General features: G+C 75.1%; 19 protein-coding genes and 1 pseudogene. 12 read left to right on the top strand and 8 right to left on the bottom strand.

Annotation, left to right across the window (positions count from 1 at the left end):
* Positions 1-152 precede the first annotated feature (152 nt).
* Together AC07AL_RS20495 and AC07AL_RS20490 are read left to right on the top strand one after the other, a co-directional pair.
* Positions 153-470 (top strand): annotated as a pseudogene (locus AC07AL_RS20495) (maleylpyruvate isomerase N-terminal domain-containing protein); the annotation flags it as partial.
* A gap of 127 nt (positions 471-597) precedes the next feature.
* Positions 598-1,317 carry a hypothetical protein gene (locus AC07AL_RS20490; protein ID WP_400986881.1) on the top strand — a complete coding sequence of 240 codons (720 nt, stop codon included), beginning with the start codon at positions 598-600 and terminating at the stop codon, positions 1,315-1,317.
* A 22-nt stretch (positions 1,318-1,339) separates the two neighbouring features.
* Here the strand turns inward: AC07AL_RS20490 and AC07AL_RS20485 are convergent, their stop codons facing one another.
* Positions 1,340-2,473, bottom strand: a complete 1,134-nt coding sequence (locus tag AC07AL_RS20485) for a sensor histidine kinase (protein WP_478317891.1) — start codon at positions 2,471-2,473, stop codon at positions 1,340-1,342.
* The gene (locus AC07AL_RS20480) at positions 2,470-3,141 is read right to left on the bottom strand and encodes a response regulator transcription factor (RefSeq protein ID WP_063353004.1); all 672 of its coding nucleotides are present in this window, start codon (positions 3,139-3,141) and stop codon (positions 2,470-2,472) included. The genes AC07AL_RS20485 and AC07AL_RS20480 overlap by 4 nt, the downstream gene beginning before the upstream one ends.
* 189 nt (positions 3,142-3,330) lie before the next feature.
* Between AC07AL_RS20480 and AC07AL_RS20475 the strand changes: the two genes are divergently transcribed.
* Together AC07AL_RS20475 and AC07AL_RS20470 are read left to right on the top strand one after the other, a co-directional pair.
* Positions 3,331-3,981, top strand: coding sequence for a M15 family metallopeptidase (locus AC07AL_RS20475; protein ID WP_363589081.1), 651 nt, complete (start codon positions 3,331-3,333; stop codon positions 3,979-3,981).
* A 192-nt stretch (positions 3,982-4,173) separates the two neighbouring features.
* A complete protein-coding gene (locus tag AC07AL_RS20470; protein WP_478317890.1) occupies positions 4,174-5,097 on the top strand; it encodes an endonuclease/exonuclease/phosphatase family protein in 924 nt (307 codons plus the stop codon).
* Positions 5,098-5,145: 48 nt separating this feature from the next.
* On the opposite strand, the gene AC07AL_RS20465 is transcribed toward AC07AL_RS20470, so the two are convergent.
* From AC07AL_RS20465 to AC07AL_RS20450, 4 genes are all read right to left on the bottom strand, one after another.
* A complete protein-coding gene (locus AC07AL_RS20465; protein WP_478317889.1) occupies positions 5,146-6,174 on the bottom strand; it encodes a hypothetical protein in 1,029 nt (342 codons plus the stop codon).
* On the bottom strand, positions 6,171-7,061 hold the full coding sequence (locus AC07AL_RS20460; protein WP_363589075.1) for a hypothetical protein: 891 nt from the start codon (positions 7,059-7,061) through the stop codon (positions 6,171-6,173). The genes AC07AL_RS20465 and AC07AL_RS20460 overlap by 4 nt, the downstream gene beginning before the upstream one ends.
* Entirely contained in the window at positions 7,058-7,975 is a 918-nt protein-coding gene (locus AC07AL_RS20455) for a hypothetical protein (RefSeq protein WP_478317888.1), read from the bottom strand. The genes AC07AL_RS20460 and AC07AL_RS20455 overlap by 4 nt, the downstream gene beginning before the upstream one ends.
* 87 nt (positions 7,976-8,062) lie before the next feature.
* Positions 8,063-9,007, bottom strand: a complete 945-nt coding sequence (locus AC07AL_RS20450; protein WP_478317887.1) for a hypothetical protein — start codon at positions 9,005-9,007, stop codon at positions 8,063-8,065.
* Between the two features lie 335 nt (positions 9,008-9,342).
* On the opposite strand from AC07AL_RS20450, the gene AC07AL_RS20445 reads away from it, so the two are divergent.
* The 4 genes from AC07AL_RS20445 to AC07AL_RS20430 all read left to right on the top strand — a co-directional run bounded on the left by AC07AL_RS20445 (position 9,343) and on the right by AC07AL_RS20430 (position 13,398).
* Positions 9,343-10,311, top strand: a complete 969-nt coding sequence (locus tag AC07AL_RS20445) for an ABC transporter ATP-binding protein (protein WP_363589069.1) — start codon at positions 9,343-9,345, stop codon at positions 10,309-10,311.
* Complete coding sequence (locus tag AC07AL_RS20440; RefSeq protein WP_478317886.1) at positions 10,308-11,159, top strand: ABC transporter permease; 852 nt, start codon at positions 10,308-10,310, stop codon at positions 11,157-11,159. Before AC07AL_RS20445 ends, AC07AL_RS20440 begins: the two co-directional genes overlap by 4 nt.
* A gap of 122 nt (positions 11,160-11,281) precedes the next feature.
* Positions 11,282-12,724: a sensor histidine kinase gene (locus AC07AL_RS20435; RefSeq protein WP_478317885.1), complete on the top strand. Its 1,443-nt coding sequence runs from the start codon at positions 11,282-11,284 to the stop codon at positions 12,722-12,724.
* Positions 12,721-13,398, top strand: coding sequence for a response regulator (locus AC07AL_RS20430; RefSeq protein WP_400986872.1), 678 nt, complete (start codon positions 12,721-12,723; stop codon positions 13,396-13,398). Before AC07AL_RS20435 ends, AC07AL_RS20430 begins: the two co-directional genes overlap by 4 nt.
* A 32-nt stretch (positions 13,399-13,430) precedes the next feature.
* Here AC07AL_RS20430 and AC07AL_RS20425 read toward each other — a convergent pair whose 3' ends face one another.
* Entirely contained in the window at positions 13,431-13,892 is a 462-nt protein-coding gene (locus tag AC07AL_RS20425) for an SRPBCC family protein (protein ID WP_363630979.1), read from the bottom strand.
* Positions 13,893-14,113: 221 nt separating this feature from the next.
* Here AC07AL_RS20425 and AC07AL_RS20420 point away from each other — a divergent pair, with 221 nt between their 5' ends.
* From AC07AL_RS20420 to AC07AL_RS20410, 3 genes are read left to right on the top strand one after another with little or no spacing between them, the layout of a single operon-like run.
* Positions 14,114-14,701: a hypothetical protein gene (locus tag AC07AL_RS20420; protein ID WP_363586831.1), complete on the top strand. Its 588-nt coding sequence runs from the start codon at positions 14,114-14,116 to the stop codon at positions 14,699-14,701.
* A gap of 53 nt (positions 14,702-14,754) precedes the next feature.
* Positions 14,755-15,468: an AraC family transcriptional regulator gene (locus AC07AL_RS20415; protein ID WP_478317884.1), complete on the top strand. Its 714-nt coding sequence runs from the start codon at positions 14,755-14,757 to the stop codon at positions 15,466-15,468.
* 10 nt (positions 15,469-15,478) lie between these two features.
* Entirely contained in the window at positions 15,479-15,955 is a 477-nt protein-coding gene (locus AC07AL_RS20410) for a hypothetical protein (protein WP_363630978.1), read from the top strand.
* Positions 15,956-16,020: 65 nt separating this feature from the next.
* Here the strand turns inward: AC07AL_RS20410 and AC07AL_RS20405 are convergent, their stop codons facing one another.
* Positions 16,021-16,674, bottom strand: coding sequence for a class I SAM-dependent methyltransferase (locus AC07AL_RS20405; protein WP_478317883.1), 654 nt, complete (start codon positions 16,672-16,674; stop codon positions 16,021-16,023).
* 237 nt (positions 16,675-16,911) lie between these two features.
* Between AC07AL_RS20405 and AC07AL_RS20400 the strand changes: the two genes are divergently transcribed.
* Positions 16,912-19,671: a M4 family metallopeptidase gene (locus AC07AL_RS20400; protein ID WP_478317882.1), complete on the top strand. Its 2,760-nt coding sequence runs from the start codon at positions 16,912-16,914 to the stop codon at positions 19,669-19,671.
* Positions 19,672-19,691: the final 20 nt, after the last annotated feature.

Genomic DNA, 19,691 nt, shown 5'->3' with positions numbered 1-19,691 from the left:
CCACATGGCCGAACTGTCGAACGGTGCGACGACCTGGGTGGCGGCCGGGGACAGCATCACACCCCCGGTCCGCCGGGCCCGGGGGTGCGGGCGGGCAGTTCGCGGGGACGGAGGACTTCGCGCGGTGTCGGACGGCGTTGCGGGCGGCGGTCGCCGGGCTCGCCGGTCCGGCGCCGCGGGTCGGTACGCGCGGACAGGTGCTCACGGCGGGCGACCACCTCGACGCGTACGTCCTGGAGTGGACGCTGCACCATCTCGGCCTGGCCGCGTTCCTGCCCGGGGTGCCGGGGCCGCCGGCGCAGGGGCTGCGGCGCTCGCGCGCGCTGCTGGAGGGGATCGCCGGGGGCGCGTTCCCCGCGTCGTTCTCCGACCGGGACGCACTGCTGGTCGGGACGGGACGGCGCGCCTCCACCGGTGCGCAGCGGGCCGCGCTGGGCGCTCTGGCGGGGCGGTTGCCGCTGGTCCTGGGCTGGGCGGCGGCTGGGCGGCGGCTGGGCGGCGTCGGAAATTTTTGTCGGGTCCCTGTCTAGTTCGCTTGCGTCCTGGTGTGGTGGGATGTGCCCGTCACGGGATTGAGGGCGCTGACGGGGGTGCGCGGTGAGGGGTGGACGGCTGTGCGGGCTGGACGGGGACGCGGCGCGGCTTGCCGCGGCGGGCCTGGTCCGGCTGGGTGCGCAGGAGTGGGTGGGCGACGCGGCCGGGGCTCCGGCGTGGCTGGGGCGGATGCGGGCGGCGTCGTTCGCGGACGCCTGGCTGGCGTTCGGCGAGCCGCCGGTGCCGGGGCTGCGGGTGCCGGCCGGGGAGGTCCTGCGGGCGCTCGCGTACCGGGCGGCGGAGCTGGTGCTCCAGGCCCGCGAGGGGGATGTGCCGGCGGTGCTGGAGTGGCTGGGCCGGCGGTCGGCGGAGGCCCGTGAGCAGGCGGGCCGGGCGGAGGTGACGCACCCGGCCGAACCGGCCGCGCTCGCCCTGGTGTGGCACGGCGTCCAGGCGGTCACCGCCGGCGAGGGGGACGGGGGCGGGGGCGCTTCGGCGGCCGGCCGGGAGGCGCACGGCCGGGAGGCTGAGGGCCGGGAGGCGCACGGCCGGCGTATCGACGAGCGGGGCGAGGCGTACGTCCGGGAGCGGCACCGCCGCCGGGACACCCTGGCGCTGATGCTGGCCTGTGCCCGGATCGCGGCCGCCGCGCTGGTGGAGTCGTGCGGCGGCGATCCGGGCCGGGTGGACGGGTGGCTGGAGGAGGACGCGGCCCGGTACATGGCGCTCGGCGGCCCGGCGCCGCTGTGGGTGCCGGGCCGGCCCGGGCAGCCGACGGGGTGAGGCCGGGGCTCGGCGGCCGGGCTCAGCGGGCGGGGAGGCTGAGGGTGGCGTGCAGGCCGCCGCCGGGGGCGGGGGCGAGGCCGAGGTCGCCGTGGTGGGCGTCGGTGACGGCCACGACGATGGCCAGGCCGAGGCCGTGACCGCGGCGGGCGGGGTCGGACTGGGCGGTGCGGCCGCGACCCCGCAGGAAGGGCTCGGTGAGGGTGGGGACGGTCTCGGGGGCCAGGCGGGGGCCGGTGTTGGTGACGGTGAGCCGGACCCGGCCGGGGCGGTCCGGATCGGCCCCGGTGGTGACGGTGACGGATCCCCCGGTCGGCAGGTTGTGGCGCAGCGCGTTCTGCAGCAGGTTGACGGCGGCCTGGCGCAGCAGGACCGGGTTGCCGGTGGCGGGGGCGGGCCGGCAGTCGGTGGTGACGGTGACGCCCAGGGCGGCGGCCTCCTCCTGGACGGCGGCGAGGGCGTCGCGGGTGGTGCGGGCCAGGTCGAGGGGTTCGAGTTCGGGGGCGGTGTGGCCGAGGTCGGCGAGTTGGAGGAGGGCTTCGCTGATCTCGATGCCGCGCTGGTTGGTGTCCTGGAGCCGGGCGACGAGGGTGGTCCAGTCCTGGCGGGCCGGGTCGGCGGCGGCGACCTGGAGCATGGTGCGGGTGATGGCCAGGGGGGTGCGCAGTTCGTGGGAGGCGTTGGCGGCGAAGCGCTGCTGGGCGTCGAAGGAACGCTGGAGGCGTTCGAGCATCTCGTCGAAGGCGTCGGAGAGGTCGGTGAACTCGTCGCGGGGGCCGGCGAGGGCGATGCGGTGTTCGAGTGCTCCGCTCGCGGCGCGGTGGGCGGCCCTGGTGATGTCCTGGAGGGGCCGCAGGACGCGGCCGGCGATGAACCAGCCGCCGATCGTGCCGACGGCGGTGAGCAGGGCCAGGGCGTAGCCGGAGATGGTGAGCAGGGAGCGGAGGATCTCCTGGCGGGAGGGGGCGGAGAGGCGGTCGCGGGGGTTGGAGGAGGTGAGCGGGTAGTTGGGGATGTAGCGCATGCCGACGTAGACGACGGCCAGGCAGAGGGTGCCGGTGATGACGGCGAAGAGGGTGTAGCTGAGGGTGAGCCGCAGGCGGGCGGTCAGGCGGCGCGGTCGCGGCGCGGGGCGGGTGCGGGGCGGGGCGCTCACGTGGGGGTGCCGTCGGTGAGGCGGTAGCCGACGCCGGGCACGGTCTGGATCACCCAGGGTTCACCGAGTCGTTTGCGCAGGCCGGAGATGGTGATGCGGACGGCGTTGGTGAACGGGTCGGCGTTCTCGTCCCAGGCGCGTTCGAGGAGGTTCTCTGCGCTGATGACGCCGCCGCGTGCGGTCATCAGGACCTCCAGGACGGCGAACTGCTTACGGGAGAGGGCGACGTAGCGGCCGTCGCGGTAGACCTCGCGGCGAAAGGGGTCCAGGCGCAGTCCGGCGTATTCGAGGACGGGGGGCGCGGCCTGGGCGGGGCGGCGGGCCAGGGAGCGCAGCCGGACGACGAGTTCGGCGAGGTCGAAGGGTTTGGTCAGGTAGTCGTCGGCGCCGAGTTCGAAGCCGGCGACCTTCTCGTTGAGGCGGGCGGCGGCGGTGAGCATGAGGACGCGGCAGCCCAGGCGGTGCTCGACGATGGTGCGGCAGACGTCGTCGCCGTGGGTGCCGGGGATGTCGCGGTCCAGGACGACGACGTCGTAGGTGTGGACGGCGAGGCGTTCGAGGGCGGCGTCGCCGTCCGTGACGATGTCGCAGGCGATCGCCTCCAGGCGCAGGCCCGCCTGGACCGCCTCGGCGAGGTAGATCTCGTCCTCCACCACCAGGACCCGCACGCGCTGTTCTCCCGTCCCGCTCTTGCTGTCGTTGCCGTTGCCGTTGCCGTTGCCGTCCATTGGACACGAACGGGCCTATCGAAAACGTATCGGCTAGTGCAGACGTCCTGGTAACACCGCTTTTCCTCCCATGGTGTGGCCGCCGGGTTTCCCCGTCGCGGCGAAAGTGACGAGCGCCGGGAGGCAGGGATGGACGGGACGACGCGCCAGGAGGCGACGCGGTGGCGGCCGGTGGGGGGCGGCCGGCGGGCGGTGGCCGTGGGCACCGGGGCGGTGGTGGTGCTGGCGCTGGCCGGCGCCTGCGCGGCCGCCGATCCGCCGGCGACCGAGGCGGCGCTGCGGACCCTGGCGGCCACCGTCGCGCCGTTCTCCTCCTCCCTCGCTCCGGGGTCCGGTTCCTCGGCGGGGGCGGACGGCGACATTCCCGACGGCACGACGCTGACCCCGTTCGACACCGGGGCACCGGCGGTGGGCAACCTGGACGGACCGCTGCTGGCAGCCGTCCAGCAGGCCGCCCGGGACGCGCGCGCCCAGGGCATCGAGATGACCGTCACCTCGGGCTGGCGCAGCAAGGAGTACCAGCAGCGGCTGCTCGACAAGGGGGTGGCCAGGTACGGGAGTCTGGAGCGGGCCAGGCAGTTCGTGAACACGCCGGAGAAGTCGGCGCACGTCTCGGGCAAGGCGATCGACATCGGTCCGACCAATGCCGACTACTGGCTGATCCAGCACGGCGCGCGGTACGGGCTCTGCCAGGTGTACGCCAACGAGATCTGGCACTTCGAGCTGCTGACCAGCCCTGGCGGGACCTGTCCGGCCCAGTTGCCCGACGCGGCCGGGTAGGGGGCGTTCATGATCCGATCGCAGGAGGGGCTCGCGCCGGGGGCGGGGGCGGTCTCAAGGCCGGGAGCGGTGGCGGGGGCGGGACAGGGGACGGTGGGGGGCGCCTCGGCGGGTGTCTCCCGCCCGGGCGGCCGTCGATGCCGTCGGCGGCGGCAGCGGCGCCCGCCGGTCGGGCGCTGGCGGCGCGGCCGTGTGGCCGCCGCCGTGGCCCTGCTGACCGCTCTGGCCCTGGCCGGTCACCGGCGGGTGCCGAGCCTGGGCGTCCAGTTGGGGAGCCTGTGGGAGAGCGCCCTGCCCTGGGCCGGTGTCGTGGTGCCCGCCGTCCTGCTCGCCGCCGCGCTGCGGCGAGCGCCGGTGCCGGCGTGCGCCGCGGTGGTGCTGGCCGCGGTGTGGGCCGTCGTGCTCGGGCCGGTGCTCGCCGGCGGCGGCCCGCCGCCGGGGGGCGGTGCGGGCCCGGCCGGCGGTGCGGGCCTGACCGTGGTCACCCACAACGTGAGCGCGCAGAACCCGGACCCCGCCGGCACGGCCCGGGCGCTGCTCGCCGCCAGCCCCGACCTGGTCGCCCTGGAGGAGGTCACCGACGCCGCGCTGCCCGTCTACCAGCGCGTGCTGGACGCCGAACTGCCGCACCGCACGCGGATCGGCACCGTCGCGCTGTGGAGCCGCTACCCGGTGACCGACGCACGGCGGCTGACCATCGACCCGGGCTGGAGCCGCTCACTGCGGGCCGAAGTCCAGGCCCCTGGTGGGCCGTTGGCCGTGTACGTGGTCCATCTCGCCTCCGTCCGGCTCAACGTCACCGGCTTCGCCACCGCTCACCGCGACCGCAACCTCGCCGCGCTCGGCGCCGCGCTGGACGAGGAGCCCCTGCACCGGGTGCTGCTGCTGGGCGACCTCAACACCGCCGCCGGGGACCACGCGCTCACCCCGGTCACCAGCCGGCTGAGCTCCGCGCAGGACAGCGCGGGCGGCGGCTTCGGGTTCACCTGGCCGGCGGTCTTCCCGCTGGCCCGGATCGATCACGTCATGACCCGGGGCCTGCCCGCCACCGCCGCCTGGACCCTGCCCGCCACCTCCAGCGACCACCTGCCCGCCGCCGCCCGGCTGACGGTGTGAGGGGCGTGCGGGCGGCGGGCGCGGGGGCGGCGGGCCCGGGGGCCGGTGTCAGGCGAGGAGGTCGGACTGGAGGGTGACCACCTGGCGGAAGGCCGCGTCCGGGACGCCGTCGGGGTTGGTCATGGTGACGACGGCGACGAGGTCGGAGGCGCAGAGGTAGGCGATGCGGGCGTTCGGGGTGCCCTTGGCGCCCTTCGCCGAGCTCTCCTGGGCGTCCAGGTGGACGCCCTCGACGGTGTCCCAGGCGCTGTGGGAGGTGCTCTTCGCGCCGGGCAGGGCATTGGGCTTGGCGTCGGAGCGCAGGGAGGAGAAGACGTTCCAGGACTCGAAGGAGGCGCCGAAGCGCAGCAGCCGGATCTGGGTGCGGGTGCCGTCGGAGGCCGTCCACTCCCGGACGGTGGCCGCCCGGCAGGCGTCCTGCAGGAGCAGCGCGCGGAGCTCGGCCGGGTCCCGCTGCTCGGCGAGGATCGCGTCGCAGGTGACCCAGTCGGCCGGGGCCTGGCCGGCGGGGGCCGTGGACGGGCTCGCGCCCGCCGACGCCGAGGCCGAGGCCGAGGCCGAGGCCGAGGCGGTCGGGCTCGGGGTCGCGCTCGCCGACGGGGTGCCGGTGGCCGAGGCGGTGGGAACCGGGTAGAGCGCCGGGGTGAGGCTGCCGCCGGCCTCCTTGGGGGCGGGCAGCAGCAGGTAGCGCAGGTCCGCGGCGTGCAGGGCGTTCTTGCCGCCCGTACGGTCCGGCGTGCTGCTGCCGGAGGGCAGCGGCGGCAGCGTCAGCGGCGGGAAGGTGTAGCGGCCGTCGCCCGGGGTGGCCAGGCCGGGCAGGTCGGTGCGCTCGGGGGCGGTGACGGCCAGCGCGGCGCCGGTGCCCGCGAGGGCGAACACCAGGGTGGCGGTGGCCCAGCGCGCGGCCGCCCTGCGGCGGGCGCTGCGCCGGGCAAGGCGGGCCTCGTGCTCCTCGGGGGTCTCCGCGGCGGGAGCGGCGGGGAACTCGGCGAAGGTGCCCGCGGGGGTCTCGACGGCGGCCTCAGCGGGGGTCTCGGCGGGGGCGGCGGGTTCGTGCGGGGTTGCGTGGTCGGTCATGCGGACGCTCCCGGGCGGGCGAGGCGGTCGAGCTGCAGGGTGAAGAGGGCGACGATCCGGTCCTTGGGCAGCGGTGCCACGCCCTCGACGTTCATGACCACCAGGAGGTCGCCCTCGGCGGCCGAGCACTCCAGGTAGTCGATCGGCGCGGACGGCGGCGCCGGCATCAGGTAGCAGTGCGCCTCGGGGTGGCCCGGGATCTCCGGGCCGATCCGGAACAGGCCGGTGTCGCCGGTGAAGACCGCGGTGTACTCGTTGAGCTTCTGCACTTCCTGCTGGTTGAACTGGCGCAGCTTCAGGCCGACCACCAGGTCGTCCTCGCTGGTCCGGTACGTCCGCACGCCGGTGGCCTTGACGTGCAGGCCCTCCCAGTAGGAGCGGAGCTTGTCGCGCTTGTCCTTGGGGATCTGCTGGAGTTCGTCGTCCAGTTCGGCGGACAGGAACTCGGCGCCGAGTTCGGTGTCGTTGCCGTAGCCGCCCTCGTCCGGGCCGGGTTCGTAGCCGGCCGGGACGGGCAGCAGCAGGTCGCGCAGCGAACCGAAGTGGTTGCCGTTGGACTTGGCGCCGAACGGCGTGGCGGTCGCGGTCGGGACGGGCGCGGCGGACGGCCCGGCGGCGACGGCCGGGGCGGGGTCGTCGTACTGGGTCTTGATGATGCCGACGCCGATGGCCACCCCGGCCAGCGCCGCCGCTGCCGTCGCGGCGCCCGCGCGCAGCAGGCGGCGGGAGGCGGGGCGCGGGGCGGCGGGATCGGCGGCGGTCGGCGCGGCGGGATCGGCGGCGAACTGCTGCTCGGCGGCGGACTGTTCGACGGCGGCCGGGGCCGCCTCGGGGGCGGTCGGCGCCGGCGTGGCGGCCGGGGTCCCGGTCATGCTGTTGTCGGTCATACCAGCCGCTCCCATTGCTGCTTGGCGAGGTCCTTCACGACATCGGGGTTCACCGGCTTGGGGTCGAAGACCTCCACCACCATCGCCACCGTGCCGCGCTGGGCTACGGCCTGGCCGTAGTAGTACCGATCGGCGCTGTCGGCCCAGTACCTGGGTGCCTCGTCCACCCGGTAGCCGCCGTTGGCGCCGTCGGCGAACGGCTTCAGGTTGCGGGTGGTGCCGACGGCGTGCGTGGCGGCTTCGTTGGCGCGGTCCGGCGCGTACTGGACCAGCGACACGCGGTACCTGGTGTCGCCCTTCTTCCAGTCCACCTCGGCCGCGCGCCGGAAGCCCCGGGAGTTCAGGTCCTTGAAGTCGCGGACCGCGCTGTCGCTGTGCTCGGCGAGCTCGCCGACCGACACCCAGCTCGGCTTGTCCGGGAATTCTCCCCAGGCGGCGCTGCCGTCCGGGGCGCCGATCAGCAGTTTGAGCAGGTCGCCGTCGATGGCCAGCGGCTTGGGCTGCTGGGCGGCGAAGGCGGTCGGGTCGACCACCGCGGCCGGGTAGGACGGGCGCGCGACCTGGATCGGCGGCAGCGGCGTCGGCGGGCGCTGGGCCTGGACGGCGTAGCCGACGCCGCCGCCGGCCAGGGTGCCCAGCACCAGGCCGGACACCGCCAGCAGCACCGGGCGCGGGCGGCGCGGGGCGCGGGGCGCCCGCTCGGGGGCGGGCGGCAGGAGCTCGGAGGCCGGCGCGTCGGACGGGAACGCCTCGGCGACGGACGGCGGTTTGGTGGTGAACTGCGGTGCGGCGAAAGGCAGTTCAGCGACGGGCGGTTCGGTGGCGGGCGGTTCGGTGGGCGCGGTGTGGGGCCGCGGCGGGGCGGCGGGCGCCGGCGCGGTGCCGGGCGGGGGCAGCGCGGGTTCGGTGGTCACGGGGTGGCTCCAGAGGAGGGTGGGAAGGACGGCGTCGGGACGGGCGGCGGCGCGGGTTCAGCCGCGTTCAACCGCGTTCAGCTGCGTTCAGCCGCCGGAGGCGAGCCACTCGCGCTGGCGCTTCATCAGCCCGCTCAGCAGCGCCTTGTCCGGTGTCCCCTTCACCTCGACGTCGATCGTGTACTGGACGTCGCCCTGGCTGGAGATGCCGGTCATCGAGCCGGTGTACGCCTGCTGCTTGGGCTTGTGCAGGTAGCCGTGGGCGTTCGGGTCGCCGTCGATGTCGATCGGGTCCTGCGACTTGAGGGTGTATCCCTGGACGAACTCGCGCGCCATCGAGGTGGAGCCGAAGCGCAGCAGGGTGACGGTGACCTCGGCCTTGCCGTCGGCCGTCCGGTACATCCGGGTGGCGCCCGACTGGTAGCCGTACGAGCCGAGGATGTCCATGATGCCGTCCTGCTTGCCGAACAGGTCGGCGACGTCGTCGTTGGTCATGGTCATCCCGTCCGCGGGCCCGTACGACTCGCCGCCGTCCGGGATCGGGAGCAGGAAGTAGCGCAGGTCGCCCTCGTGCTTGCCGCCGTTGACGGTCCCCTTGACGGTGCTGGCCGGCTTGGGGGTGGTCGGGGCGGCGGTGGGCGTCGGCACCGGTAGCGGGGTGGCGGAGGCCGTCGGGCTCGGGCTGGAGGTGGTGGCGGTGGTGGCCGGCGCGGGTGCGGCGGCGGCCGGGCGGGTGTCCGGCCTGCCGACGGCGACGGTCACCGCGGCGCTGGTCGCCGTGACGGCGAGCAGGCCGGCGGTGGCCAGCGCGACGCCGACGGCGCGCGGCAGCCGGCGCGCGGCCGGTTCGGGTGCGGCGGCGTGCTGCGGCGCAGCGTCGGGCTGCGGTACGACGGGGTGCTGCGGTACGACGGGGTGCTGTGGCGCAGCGGGGTGCTGCGGTACGGCGGGGTGCTGCGGTACGGCGGCCGGTTCCGGCGCGGCGTCGGGCTGCTCCGGAACGGCGGCTGTTTCGTTTTCGGGCGCGGACAAGGAACTCCCCCGGGAAAATGTGGGATCTCGCGCACGGACTTCCTCGCAAACCGCTCCCCCGGCGGTTCTCCGGACCGTCCATCACGCGTCTCAGCAGGCATTATGAGAGACCGTTCGCATCACTGCCAACAAAGTTAATCGCCGCACTCCGGTCCAATACTCGATGAATCGGACACGTCGTGATGTAACCGCAACAGGCGGTCCTGGCGTGGTACCGGGGTACCGTGCCCCCTCCGATGATCGGTCCGGGGTACCACGGATCGCGCCGGCGCCGCGCCTAGCGTGGAGTGTGAGGGAGGCCGGGACGGTCCGGCCCCGGAGCGTAGGGGTGAGCGATGATCGAGGCGCACCAGCTGACGAAGCGGTACGGGGAGAAGACCGCCGTCGACCGGCTCGACTTCATGGTCAAGCCCGGCACGGTCACCGGCTTCCTCGGGCCCAACGGCGCCGGGAAGTCCACCACCATGCGGATGATCGTCGGGCTGGACGCGCCCACCAGCGGCTCGGTGCGCGTCAACGGGCGCCGTTACGCCGCGCACGCGGCGCCGTTGCAGGAGGTCGGGGCGCTGCTGGAGGCCAAGTCGATCCACCCGGGGCGCTCCGCGTTCAACCACCTCATGGCCCAGGCGCACACCCACGGCATCCCGCGCTCGCGGGTGGAGGAGGTCGTCGAGCTGACGGGGCTGCAGTCGGTGGCGAGGAAGCGTGCCGGGGCGTTCTCGCTGGGCATGGGCCAGCGGCTGGGGATCGCGGCGGCGCTGCTGGGCGACCCGGCGACGGTGATGCTGGACGAGCCGGTCAACGGTCTCGACCCGGAGGGCGTGCTGTGGATCCGCAACCTCCTCACCTCGCTGGCCGCCGAGGGCCGCACCGTCTTCGTGTCCTCGCACCTGATGAGTGAGGTCGCGCTGGTCGCCGACCACCTGATCATCGTCGGGCGGGGCCGGCTGCTGGCCGACACCACCGTGCAGGACCTGGTCCGCCAGGCCGGCGGCGACGTGGTGAAGGTGGCCAGCGCCGATCCGGCCCGGCTGCGCACGGCGCTGGCCGGGCCCGGGGTGGAGGTCACCGGCCGTTCCGGTTCGGAGGAGCTCCTCGTCACCGGCCTGGCCGCGCGGGAGATCGGCCTGCGGGCCGCCGAGCAGGGCATCGCGCTGTTCGAGCTCACCACCCGCACGGTCTCCCTGGAGGAGGCGTTCATGGAGCTGACCAGGGACGCCGTGGAGTACCACGGCACCACCACCGCGACCGGGCCCGCCGCCAGTGCGGGTGCCGGCGCCGAGTCCCCGAGGAGCGCGGCATGAGCACCATCGCACCGAGCCAGACGTCCGCGGCCGCCGACCGGCGGCCCGCGCGCCCCGCCTACCGGGTGACGCCCGTGCGCGTGCTGCGCTCGGAGTGGGCCAAGCTGTGGTCGCTGCGCTCGACCTGGATCACGCTGGGTCTGGGCCTGCTGTTCCTGGTCGCGTTCGGGTTGATCGCCGCGTTCCAGTTCAAGTCGAGGATCACCTCGGGGCGCCCGATGGATCGGGGGGACTTCGCCGACGCCAGTGCCCTGAGCCTGTCGCTGTTCGGCACCAACTTCGCGCAGCTGGCGTTCGGCGTCCTGGGCGTGCTGGTCGCCGCGGGCGAGTACTCCACCGGCATGATCCGCTCCACCCTGGCCGCGGTGCCGCGCCGGCTGCCGGTGCTGTGGTCCAAGGCGGCGGTGTACGGCGTGGTGGTGCTGCTGCTGGGCACCGTCGGGGTGTTCGTCGCCTTCGCGACCGACAGCGGCATCCTCTCCGGTACCCGCCCGGCGATGACGTTCTCCGACGCCGGCGTCCTGCGCGGCCTGCTGGGGGCCGGGCTCTACCTCGCCCTGGCGGGCGTGATCGGTGTCGCGCTGGGCGCGCTGCTGCGGTCGGTGGCGGGCGGCATCTCGGTGCTGGTGGCCTCGCTGATGCTGGTCCCCGGCCTGATCTCGCTGCTGCCCTCGTCCTGGCAGGACCACATCAGCCCGTACCTGCCCAGCAACGCGGGCCAGGCGATGTTCGCCCTGCACCACGACGCGGCCACGCTGTCGCCCGCCGCGGGGCTGGCGGTCTTCCTGCTGTGGACGGTGCTCGCCCTGGCGGGCGCGGCCGTGCGGCTGATGCGCAGCGACGCCTGAGGGCTGGGAGACTGCGTGGACGTCCCGGTGCGGTGCCCGTTCGAGTCGGGTGCCGCACCGGGCCCGTTTCGTATCCGTATCCGTTCCGGGGTGAGCTGGACGAAGGTGACGACCGTTTGCGGATGGGCTGGACGAAGGTGACGACCGTTCCGGACGAGCTGGACGAAGGTGACGCCGTGAGCGAGCACGACACCGCCGCGGGGGCGGGGGGCGACCCGCTGTCGGGGTACCCGGTGTTCGCGCGCCTGGCCCGGCTGGGGCAGCGGGCGCGGCAAGCGGACCGCGACCACCCGTGGGTGCTGGACACCGCGGTGGTGGCCGCGGTCTTCCTGCTGTTCTGCCTGCCGGACCTGCTGCCCTTCCACGACGGCGGGGAGCGGGCGCGCGAGCACCGGATCGTCTTCGCCCGCCCGCCGCTGGCGGCGCTGCTGGCCTTGCAGGCGGGGCTGCTGCTACCGCTGCTGTGGCGCCGGCGGCGACCGGCGACGGCGTTCGCGGCGGTCGCGGCCGTGTTCGTCCTGCAGTGGTCCCTGGGGGTGGCGCTGCGCGCGGACGTCGCGCTGCTCGTCGCCCTCTACAGCCTGGCCCTGCACGGGAGCCTGCGGCACCTGGCGTGGGCGTGCGCGGCGATGACCGGCGCGTCGGCCCTGGTCGCGGTGGAGCTGTCCGGCGGGCTGCCGGTCGGGGACGCCCTGTTCTTCCTGTTCAGCGCGGCGACGGCGGCGGTGGCCGTCGGCATCGCGGTGCGCATCCGCCGGGCCCAGCTCGCCGGGCTGCGCGAGCGGGCGGCGCGGCTGGAGGTCGAGCGCGACCAGCGCAGCCGGCTGGCCACCGCCACCGAGCGCACCCGGGTGGCCCGGGAGATGCACGACATCATCGGCCACAACCTGTCCGTGATCATCACCCTGGCGGACGGCGGCGCGTACGCGACCGAGGCCTCCCCCGAGCGGGGCCGGGAGGCGCTGCTGCTGATCGGGGAGACCAGCCGCCAGGCGCTGGGCGAGCTGCGGCGCATGCTCGGTGTCCTGCGCGACCAGGGCGAGCAGGGCCCCGAGTTCACGCCGCAGCCGGGCATCGCCGACCTCGACGGACTGTGCGCGCGCATCCGGGCCGCCGGGCCGCAGGTCGTGTACACCGCGCGCGGCGAGGTGGAGCGGCTGGACCGCGGGGTGCAGCTGATGGCGTACCGGATCGTCCAGGAGGCGCTCACCAACACCCTCAAGCACGCCGGGCCCGACACCCGGGCGCACGTGACGCTGGCCGCCGAGGGCGGCCGCCTGCGGGTGCGGGTGCGGGACGGCGGTCCGCCCGGCGGGGCGGTGCGCGGCGGTGCGGCAGGCGAGGAGGGGCACGGGCTCACGGGCATGCGCGAACGCGCGGCCCTGTACGGGGGCACCGTCACCGCCGGGCCCGGGCCCGGGGCAGGATGGACCGTGGAGGCCGTCCTCGACCTCACCCCCGACGGACCCGACGGACCCGACGGACCCGACGGACCCGGCGGCCCCGGCGGCCCCGGCGCCTTCACCCCCGACCCCGACCCCGACCCGACAGGCGGCCTGACGTGACCACGGTCCTCATCGTCGACGACCAGCCGCTCCAGCGGTACGGCTTCCGGATGCTGCTGGAGAGCCAGCCCGGCACGGAGGTCGTCGGCGAGGCCGCGCACGGCGCCGAGGCCGTGCGCCTGGCGGCCGACCTGCGGCCCGACGTCGTCCTGATGGACATCCGGATGCCCGGCATGGACGGCATCGAGGCCACCCGGCGCATCGTCGCCACCGGCGGGCGCTCGCGCATCCTCGTCCTGACCACCTTCGACCTCGACGAGTACGCCCACGCCGCGCTGCGCGCCGGCGCCAGCGGCTTCCTCCTCAAGGACGCCCGCCCGGAGGACCTCCTGGCCGGGATCCGCGCCGTCTCCGAGGGCGACGCCGTCGTCGCCCCCGCCATCACCCGGCGCCTCCTGGACGCCTACGCCCACCACCTGCCCGTGCGCCCGCCCGGCACGGCCGCCGAGGACGATCCGCGGCTGAACGCCCTGACCGAGCGCGAGCGCGAGATCCTGGTCGCGGTCGGCCGGGGCTGGACCAACGGCGAGATCGCGCAGCGCCTGGTGCTCGCGGAGTCGACCGTCAAGACGCACGTCAGCCGGGTGCTGTCGAAGATCGGCGCCCGGGACCGGGTGCAGGCCGTGATCTTCGCCTACGACCGCGGCCTGAACCGGCCGAACCCGCCGGCCTGAGCCGTCCCGCTCCTGCCGTGGGGGGCGCGGCGTCAGGGGCGCTTCTTCGGGGCGGCTTCGAGGTCGGTGGCGGCGGCGGCCAGGATGGCGCCGAAGACGTGGGCGATGACGGGCTTGCCGACCCGGCGGGCGAAGGCCGCGCCGACGAGGGGGATGGGGAGCGCGAAGCCGGTCGTCCAGACGACCAGGGTGCCCTCGGGGACCTCCTCGAAGGCCATCCGGCCGAACTCGTGCCGGGCCGGCGGGAAGCTGCGGTCGACGGTGTAGTCGAAGCCGTGCGGGGCGTTGTAGGCGGTGATCCGCTCGTTGAACCAGCCGATCAGCCAGGTGTGCAGCCGCACGGCGCCCACCCCGTAGGGCGCGCCCTCGCCGGGCCGGGCCAGGCGCGCCCTGAGCACGAACGGGGAGCGGGTGTAGTTGGTGCTCGTGGCGCACCAGTCGAACACCTCGGCGATCGGCGCCGCGATGACCCGTCGCACGGTCACGGTTTCCATGGCTCGTCCCTCTCCTGCAGCGGGGGGCGCGGGTGTCTGCCGCGCCCTGTTCACCGATGAAGACCGGGCGCGGACCGAAACCGTGACATCGGGTGGGGGCGTCCTCGGGGGTGGCGGTGTCGGGCGGGTGGGCGGCGGGGAGAGGGGGCGGGGTGGGGCGCGAGGCTTCCGTGGAGTGGGGGGCGCTGCACCGGCGGTGTGCGGTGGGTGTGGTGGCGGGGGTGGCGGTGCTGGGGGGCGCGGCCGGGCCGGTGGTGTGGGCGGGGTCGCAGGATCTGCCGGGCGATCGGCGGTGGTGGCTGGTGGTGTGCGGGGTCGCGCTGCTGGCGGCCGTCGGTGCCTCGCTGCCGCTGCTGCGTCGGGTCTCCACCACCGACTACGTCGTCTCCTGTGTGGCGCTGGTGCTGCTGCTGGTGCTCGCCCTGGGCGCGGTGTTCGCGGCGGCGCAGGCCGCCTACGCCGTCCGGACCAGGCTGCACGAGCCGCCCGGCGTCACGGCCACCGTGACGGGCTGCCGGACGACGGGCCGGGAGCTGGACGACCAGAACCAGGGCCGCGACATCTACGGCTGCACGTACCACTGGAGTGCCGGCGGCCGGGAGTTCAGCGAGGAGCGGCCCACCGGGAAGCTGTATCCGGACGGCCACGAGACCAGGGTGTGGCTCGCCGGCGAGCGGATGATCACGGGCCGGCCGAGCCTGCTCGGGATCCCGCTGTGGATCGCGCTCGCCCTGGCCGGGCTGGTGGGCACGGTCCGGTTCGCGATGGCCCTGGCCTGGAAGGCCCGCGAGGTGGGCCTGCGGCGCTAGGGGGTGGCCGGAATCCGGGGTGGCGGGTGCGGCGCTCTGGCAGCATCGGGCGGATGGGGCAGCGGGAGGGGATCGGGCGGCGCTTCGTGGTGGGCGCGGGGTACGCGCTGTACCGGGGGCCGTTGGCGGACAGTACGTCACATCGGCACGCCGCGTTCCAGGTTGCCGTCGCGGCGGCGGGCGGCGAGGTGACGATCGTGGACGGGGCCGGGGTCCGCCACCGGGGTGCGGCGGTGGTGGTGGCGCCGATGGTGTGGCACCGGATGGCGCCGGTCCGGGAGGTGTCGGCGTTCTTCGTCGATCCGCACTGCGCGTTCGCGGACCGGCTGCGGGCGGGGTGCGGTGACGGTGTCACCGTGGCACCCCAGTGGCGGGACCTGGTGGAGGAGGACCTGTGTCCGTCCGGGGTGCTGCCGTCGGCCGAGGTGGACGTGCGGCTGTGGGCGGCGATGGAGGCGCTGACGGACCACCGGGTCGCGCTGCCGGGGCTGGCGGCGCGGGTGGGGCTGTCGCCGCAGCGCCTGCGGGCGCTGGCGCGGCGGCAGTTGGGGGTGCCGCTGGCGCGCTGGCGGATCTGGCGGCGGCTGGCCCGCGCCGCCGAAGCGCTGGGCGAGGGGCGCACGCTCGCCGAGGCGGCGCTGGCGGGCGGCTTCGCGGACCAGGCGCACTTCAGCCGGCAGATGCGGGAGATGACGGGGCTGACGCCGTCCGCGGTGCTCCCGGTGCTGCGCGCCTCGGGCCGGGCTGGTGCCTCGGGCCCGGCGTAGCCTCGTCCGCATGTGTCTGATGGTGTGGATCGGAACCGAACAGCCCGTGCTGCCAATCCCCTGCACCGCCGGTCCCCAGCTCGGGACCTGCTACTGCGGGGTTCGCGAGATCGCCGCCGACGCGCCCGTTCGAGCCCGCTTCACTTCACCGCACGTGACCTACGTCGGCTCGCACGAGGGCTGCGGCTGCGGATTCAACAGCTCCCGGTTCGAGTGGGAGGGGTTCACCGACACGGCCGACGCGATGGCGCTCGTCGACGCGATGCGGGACGAGGAGCGCGAGGAGTTCCTCGCTCAGAAGCACTCCCGGGAATTCCTGGCGGCGCTGGTGTCCGCGGCCCTCCCGCACGGGACGGTCGACATCTACATGTGCTGGGCCGGGGACGAGGACGAACCGCCCGACCGCGTGGAGAGCATCGAGACACGCCGGCTGACGGAGCGTTTGACCCCGCTCCAGGAGCGGGTGAAGTACACGACGCCCGGCTGAGCAGGAGGCGCGGGCCCGCCGGCGTACCCGTGGTCACCGGTCGCACGGGGGACCCGACGGGCGGCCTACGCGCGGCGGGCGACGTAGAACGACAGCGAGCCGGTGAGCGTGGAGACGGTCTCGGTCTCGCGCACGCCGTGGAAGCCGGCCTCGGCGATCAGCCGGGGCAGGATGCCGTCGGCGTTGGGCTGGGTGTCCTCCTTGCCGTCCGCCAGTTGCACGATGCGGAACGCCAGGCGCATGGCGGCCGTGCGCTGGCGTCCGAAGTCGGCGATGACGAGCTTGCCGCCGGGGCGCAGCGCCGTGTGCATGGAGGCGAGGACGGCCTGTTTCATGGGGATGGGGCACTGGTGGAGGACGAGGCTGGAGACGACGGTGTCGGCCGTTTCGGCGCCCACGAGGTCGGCGACGGCGTCGCCCATGCCGATGTGCCATTCGGGGGTCACTCCGGCGGCGGCGGCCTTGCGGCGGGCCACTTCGAGGGTGGTGGGGTCGGGGTCGACGCCGATGACGCGGGCGCGGGGTTCGACGCGGCCGAGGAGGACGGCCAGTGAGCCGGTGCCGCAGCCGACGTCGAGGATCACGTCGTCGGGGCGGGGGGCCACGTGCATGGCGAGCAGGCTGCGCCACAGGCGTTCGCGGGTGAGGGAGACGATGGGGTCGTAGAGGCGTACGGGGCCGAGGCGGCCGGCGGCGGGGGTGAAGGCGCGATCGGTCATGCGGGTCAGTGTCGGCCGGGGGGTGTGGTGGCGTCTTGAACGAATCGCTCGCCGGGCGGGGCGGGTTGGGGTTTCCGGGCCGGTTGCGGGGCCGGTTGCGGGGGTCGGGTTCCGGCCCTCCGAGGGCACATAGAAAGTCTATCGACATATGACGTTGGATGACTTATCGTGATCGTCGCGGTGGTCCGGCGCGGCCGGCCCGCCGCGACCACCGTTCGGCCCTGCGAGAGGACCTCCGTGCCCCGTCGTTCCCGCACGTCCACAGCACTCGGCATCGGCGCCACCGCCGTGGTGGCGCTGGCCCTGGCCGCGCCGCCCGCCCTGGCCGGGCCCGCGGCCACCCCCGACCCGGTGCCCTCCCTGGTGGCCGGTCAGGACACCGCCGCCCCACAGCTGGTCACCGGCCTGGCCGAGCCGGCCGTCGGCAGCCCCGCCGACGCCGCCCGCGCCCACCTCGCGGCCCACGCCGACCGCTACCACGTCGACCCCGGCGAGCTGGCCGAGGTCGGATCCGAGAGCACCGCCGACGGCCGGCGCACCGTCAGGTTCGAGCAGCGCCACGACGGCGTGCCCGTGTTCGGCGCGCAGTACCTGGTGCACCTGACGGGCGAGGGCGCCGGGCAGCGCGTCGAGTCGGTCGGCGGCAAGTACTTCACCGGCCTGACCGTGCCGACCACCGCCACCGTCCCGGCCGCCGCCCTGCGGGACCTGGCGCTCGGCTCCGTCCAGGACCCGAAGGCCCGGGCCGCGGCCACCGCCGAGGACCACGGCCTGGTCGTCCTGCCGGACGGCGCCGGCCGGCTCGCCCAGCGCTTCACCGTGCACGCCGCCGACCCGGCGACCGGGGCGCCGGCGGCCCGCGAGGTCTTCGTGGACGCCACCGTCGGCGTGGTCGCCCTCGCCTACGACACCCGCGCCCCGCTCCCGACGGGCGGCAATGCCGGGAGCACCGCCGCCGGAAGCACCGCGGCCGGCCTCGAACCCGCCACCGGGACCGCGCCGGACGCCCACGGCAACTCCGCCAAGGTGAACATCGCCCGCCTGCCGGACGGCAGTTACCAGCTCACCGACCTCACCCGGCCCGCCACCATCACCACCTACGACGCGGGCGGCCGGGACGAGATGGACTTCGGCGGCGGTATCCCCGCCGACCTCCCCCCGGCCCACTCCCCCGGCCCGGACTTCCCGGCCTCCGCCGGCACCAGCGGCGCCACCGACGCCAGCGTCAACGCCGGTATCGTGTACGACTTCTACCACGACCGGTTCGGCCGCAACGGCCTGGACGGCAAGGGCGGCGCGATCACCTCCGTCGTCAACGTGACCCAGGACGGCGCCCCCTACGCCAACGCGTACTGGGACGGGAAGAAGATGGTCTACGGCAGCGGGGGCCCCAACTACTACCCGTTCTCCGCCGCCCTCGACATCGCCGGGCACGAGATGACCCACGGCGTCATATCGAACACCGCCGACCTGGCCGGCATGGGCCAGGCCGGCGCGATGAACGAGGGCATCGCCGACTACTTCGGCAACGCCATCGAGGTCACCGCCCGCGGCATGTCCATGAACGACCCGGCGGCCGCGCTGCTCGGCGAGAGCAAGTGCCGCACCGGCACCCCGCAGGCCTGCGCGGACCGCCGGATGGACGACCACCGCACCACCGTGGACGACTACCTCGGCGGCACGGTCGACAACGGCGGACAGCACCTCAACGCCACCATCTTCAGCGGCGCCCTGTGGGACGTCCGGCGCACCCTCGACCCGCTCACCGCCGACCGGGTGGTCTACCGGGCGCTCACCGCCTACCTCACCCCGCTCGACGACTTCGTGACCGGGCGCAACGCGGCCCTGGCGGCCGGCCGCGACCTCGGCCTCAGCCACGCCCAACTGCGCACCGTGGCAGCCGCGTTCGACGCGCACGGGATCAAGCCCGGCTGGGAGAGCCGGATCGGCATGGACAGCCGCACGCTGGCGCGCAACCTCTCCTACTCGATGGCGCCCCCGGCCGCCGGCGGCGGGCACTGGGTGGCGATGGCCCCCGCCCCCGACCCGGTCAAGGGCACGGGCGGCACCCGCCCCGACACCACCGCGCTGTACGCCGGCTCCACCACCGGGCGCGGCGCCCCCGTCCGGCTCAGCCCCGACGACGGCCGCTACCACAGCTGGCCCGCCACCGACGGCACCACCGCCGTGTGGAAGGCCATCGGCACCACCGCCCAGAACCACAGCCGCGAACTGCTGGCCGCACCGCTGTCCGGCGCCGGCCCGGTCCGCAGCCTGTTCCTCGCCGACGGGACGGAGCCCGGCAGCCCCCAGGTCTCCGGCGGCGACATCGCCTTCACCGTGAACGACTTCACCACCCACCGCACCAGCATCCGGCTGTCCCACGACGGGGCCCCCGCGGTCGAACTGCCGCTGGCCGACGGGCACCACCCGGACGACCTCACCCTCAAGGACGGCTACCTCGCCTGGACCGAGTCCTGGCAGGACGGACAGCAGTACGTCACCGCGCCGACCGTCTACTCGATCGCCGCCGGCAAGGTCACCGCGCAGTACACCGCGCACGCCGCTCCCGGCGCCGCCGCGAGCACCGCCTCCTCCGCCCGGCTCGCCGGCGGACGGCTGCTGTGGCTGGACACCCCCGACGGCGCGACCGCCCGCGCCTCCATCCGCTCCGGCGCCCTGGACGGCTCCGGCGTGACCGAGGTGCTGGCCGCCGACTCGCCGAACGCCCCGACGCGCGGCGGCAGCCTCACCGCCTCCGACCAGGCCGTCACCTACAAGGTCGAGGGCACCAAGCCCGCCGGCGGCTGGACCAACGCCGCACTGCCCAAGCTCTGGCAGCTGCCGACCGGCGGCGGCACCCCGCAGCGCCTCTCCTGCGACCGGGGCGGCCAGGACCAGCCCGCCGCCGACCAGGGCACCCGGGTGGTCTGGCTGGACTCCACCCCCGGCCGCACCGACCTGGTCGTGCGCGACCGCGCGGCGGGCACCTGCTGACCGCCTTTCCCTGACCCCCA

The organism is Kitasatospora sp. NPDC043949, from assembly GCF_056435365.1.
This window is presented reverse-complemented; position numbering and strand designations above follow the sequence as displayed.

Bases quoted from the DNA above. Each gene is read 5' to 3' on its own strand.
- AC07AL_RS20475 (WP_363589081.1), top strand. From the start codon at position 3,331: ATGGACGGGACGACGCGCCAGGAGGCGACGCGGTGGCGGCCGGTGGGG.
- AC07AL_RS20465 (WP_478317889.1), bottom strand. From the start codon at position 6,174: ATGACCGACCACGCAACCCCGCACGAACCCGCCGCCCCCGCCGAGACC.
- AC07AL_RS20460 (WP_363589075.1), bottom strand. From the start codon at position 7,061: ATGACCGACAACAGCATGACCGGGACCCCGGCCGCCACGCCGGCGCCG.
- AC07AL_RS20445 (WP_363589069.1), top strand. From the start codon at position 9,343: ATGATCGAGGCGCACCAGCTGACGAAGCGGTACGGGGAGAAGACCGCC.
- AC07AL_RS20440 (WP_478317886.1), top strand. From the start codon at position 10,308: ATGAGCACCATCGCACCGAGCCAGACGTCCGCGGCCGCCGACCGGCGG.
- AC07AL_RS20435 (WP_478317885.1), top strand. From the start codon at position 11,282: ATGGGCTGGACGAAGGTGACGACCGTTCCGGACGAGCTGGACGAAGGT.
- AC07AL_RS20425 (WP_363630979.1), bottom strand. From the start codon at position 13,892: ATGGAAACCGTGACCGTGCGACGGGTCATCGCGGCGCCGATCGCCGAG.
- AC07AL_RS20415 (WP_478317884.1), top strand. From the start codon at position 14,755: ATGGGGCAGCGGGAGGGGATCGGGCGGCGCTTCGTGGTGGGCGCGGGG.
- AC07AL_RS20410 (WP_363630978.1), top strand. From the start codon at position 15,479: ATGTGTCTGATGGTGTGGATCGGAACCGAACAGCCCGTGCTGCCAATC.
- AC07AL_RS20405 (WP_478317883.1), bottom strand. From the start codon at position 16,674: ATGACCGATCGCGCCTTCACCCCCGCCGCCGGCCGCCTCGGCCCCGTA.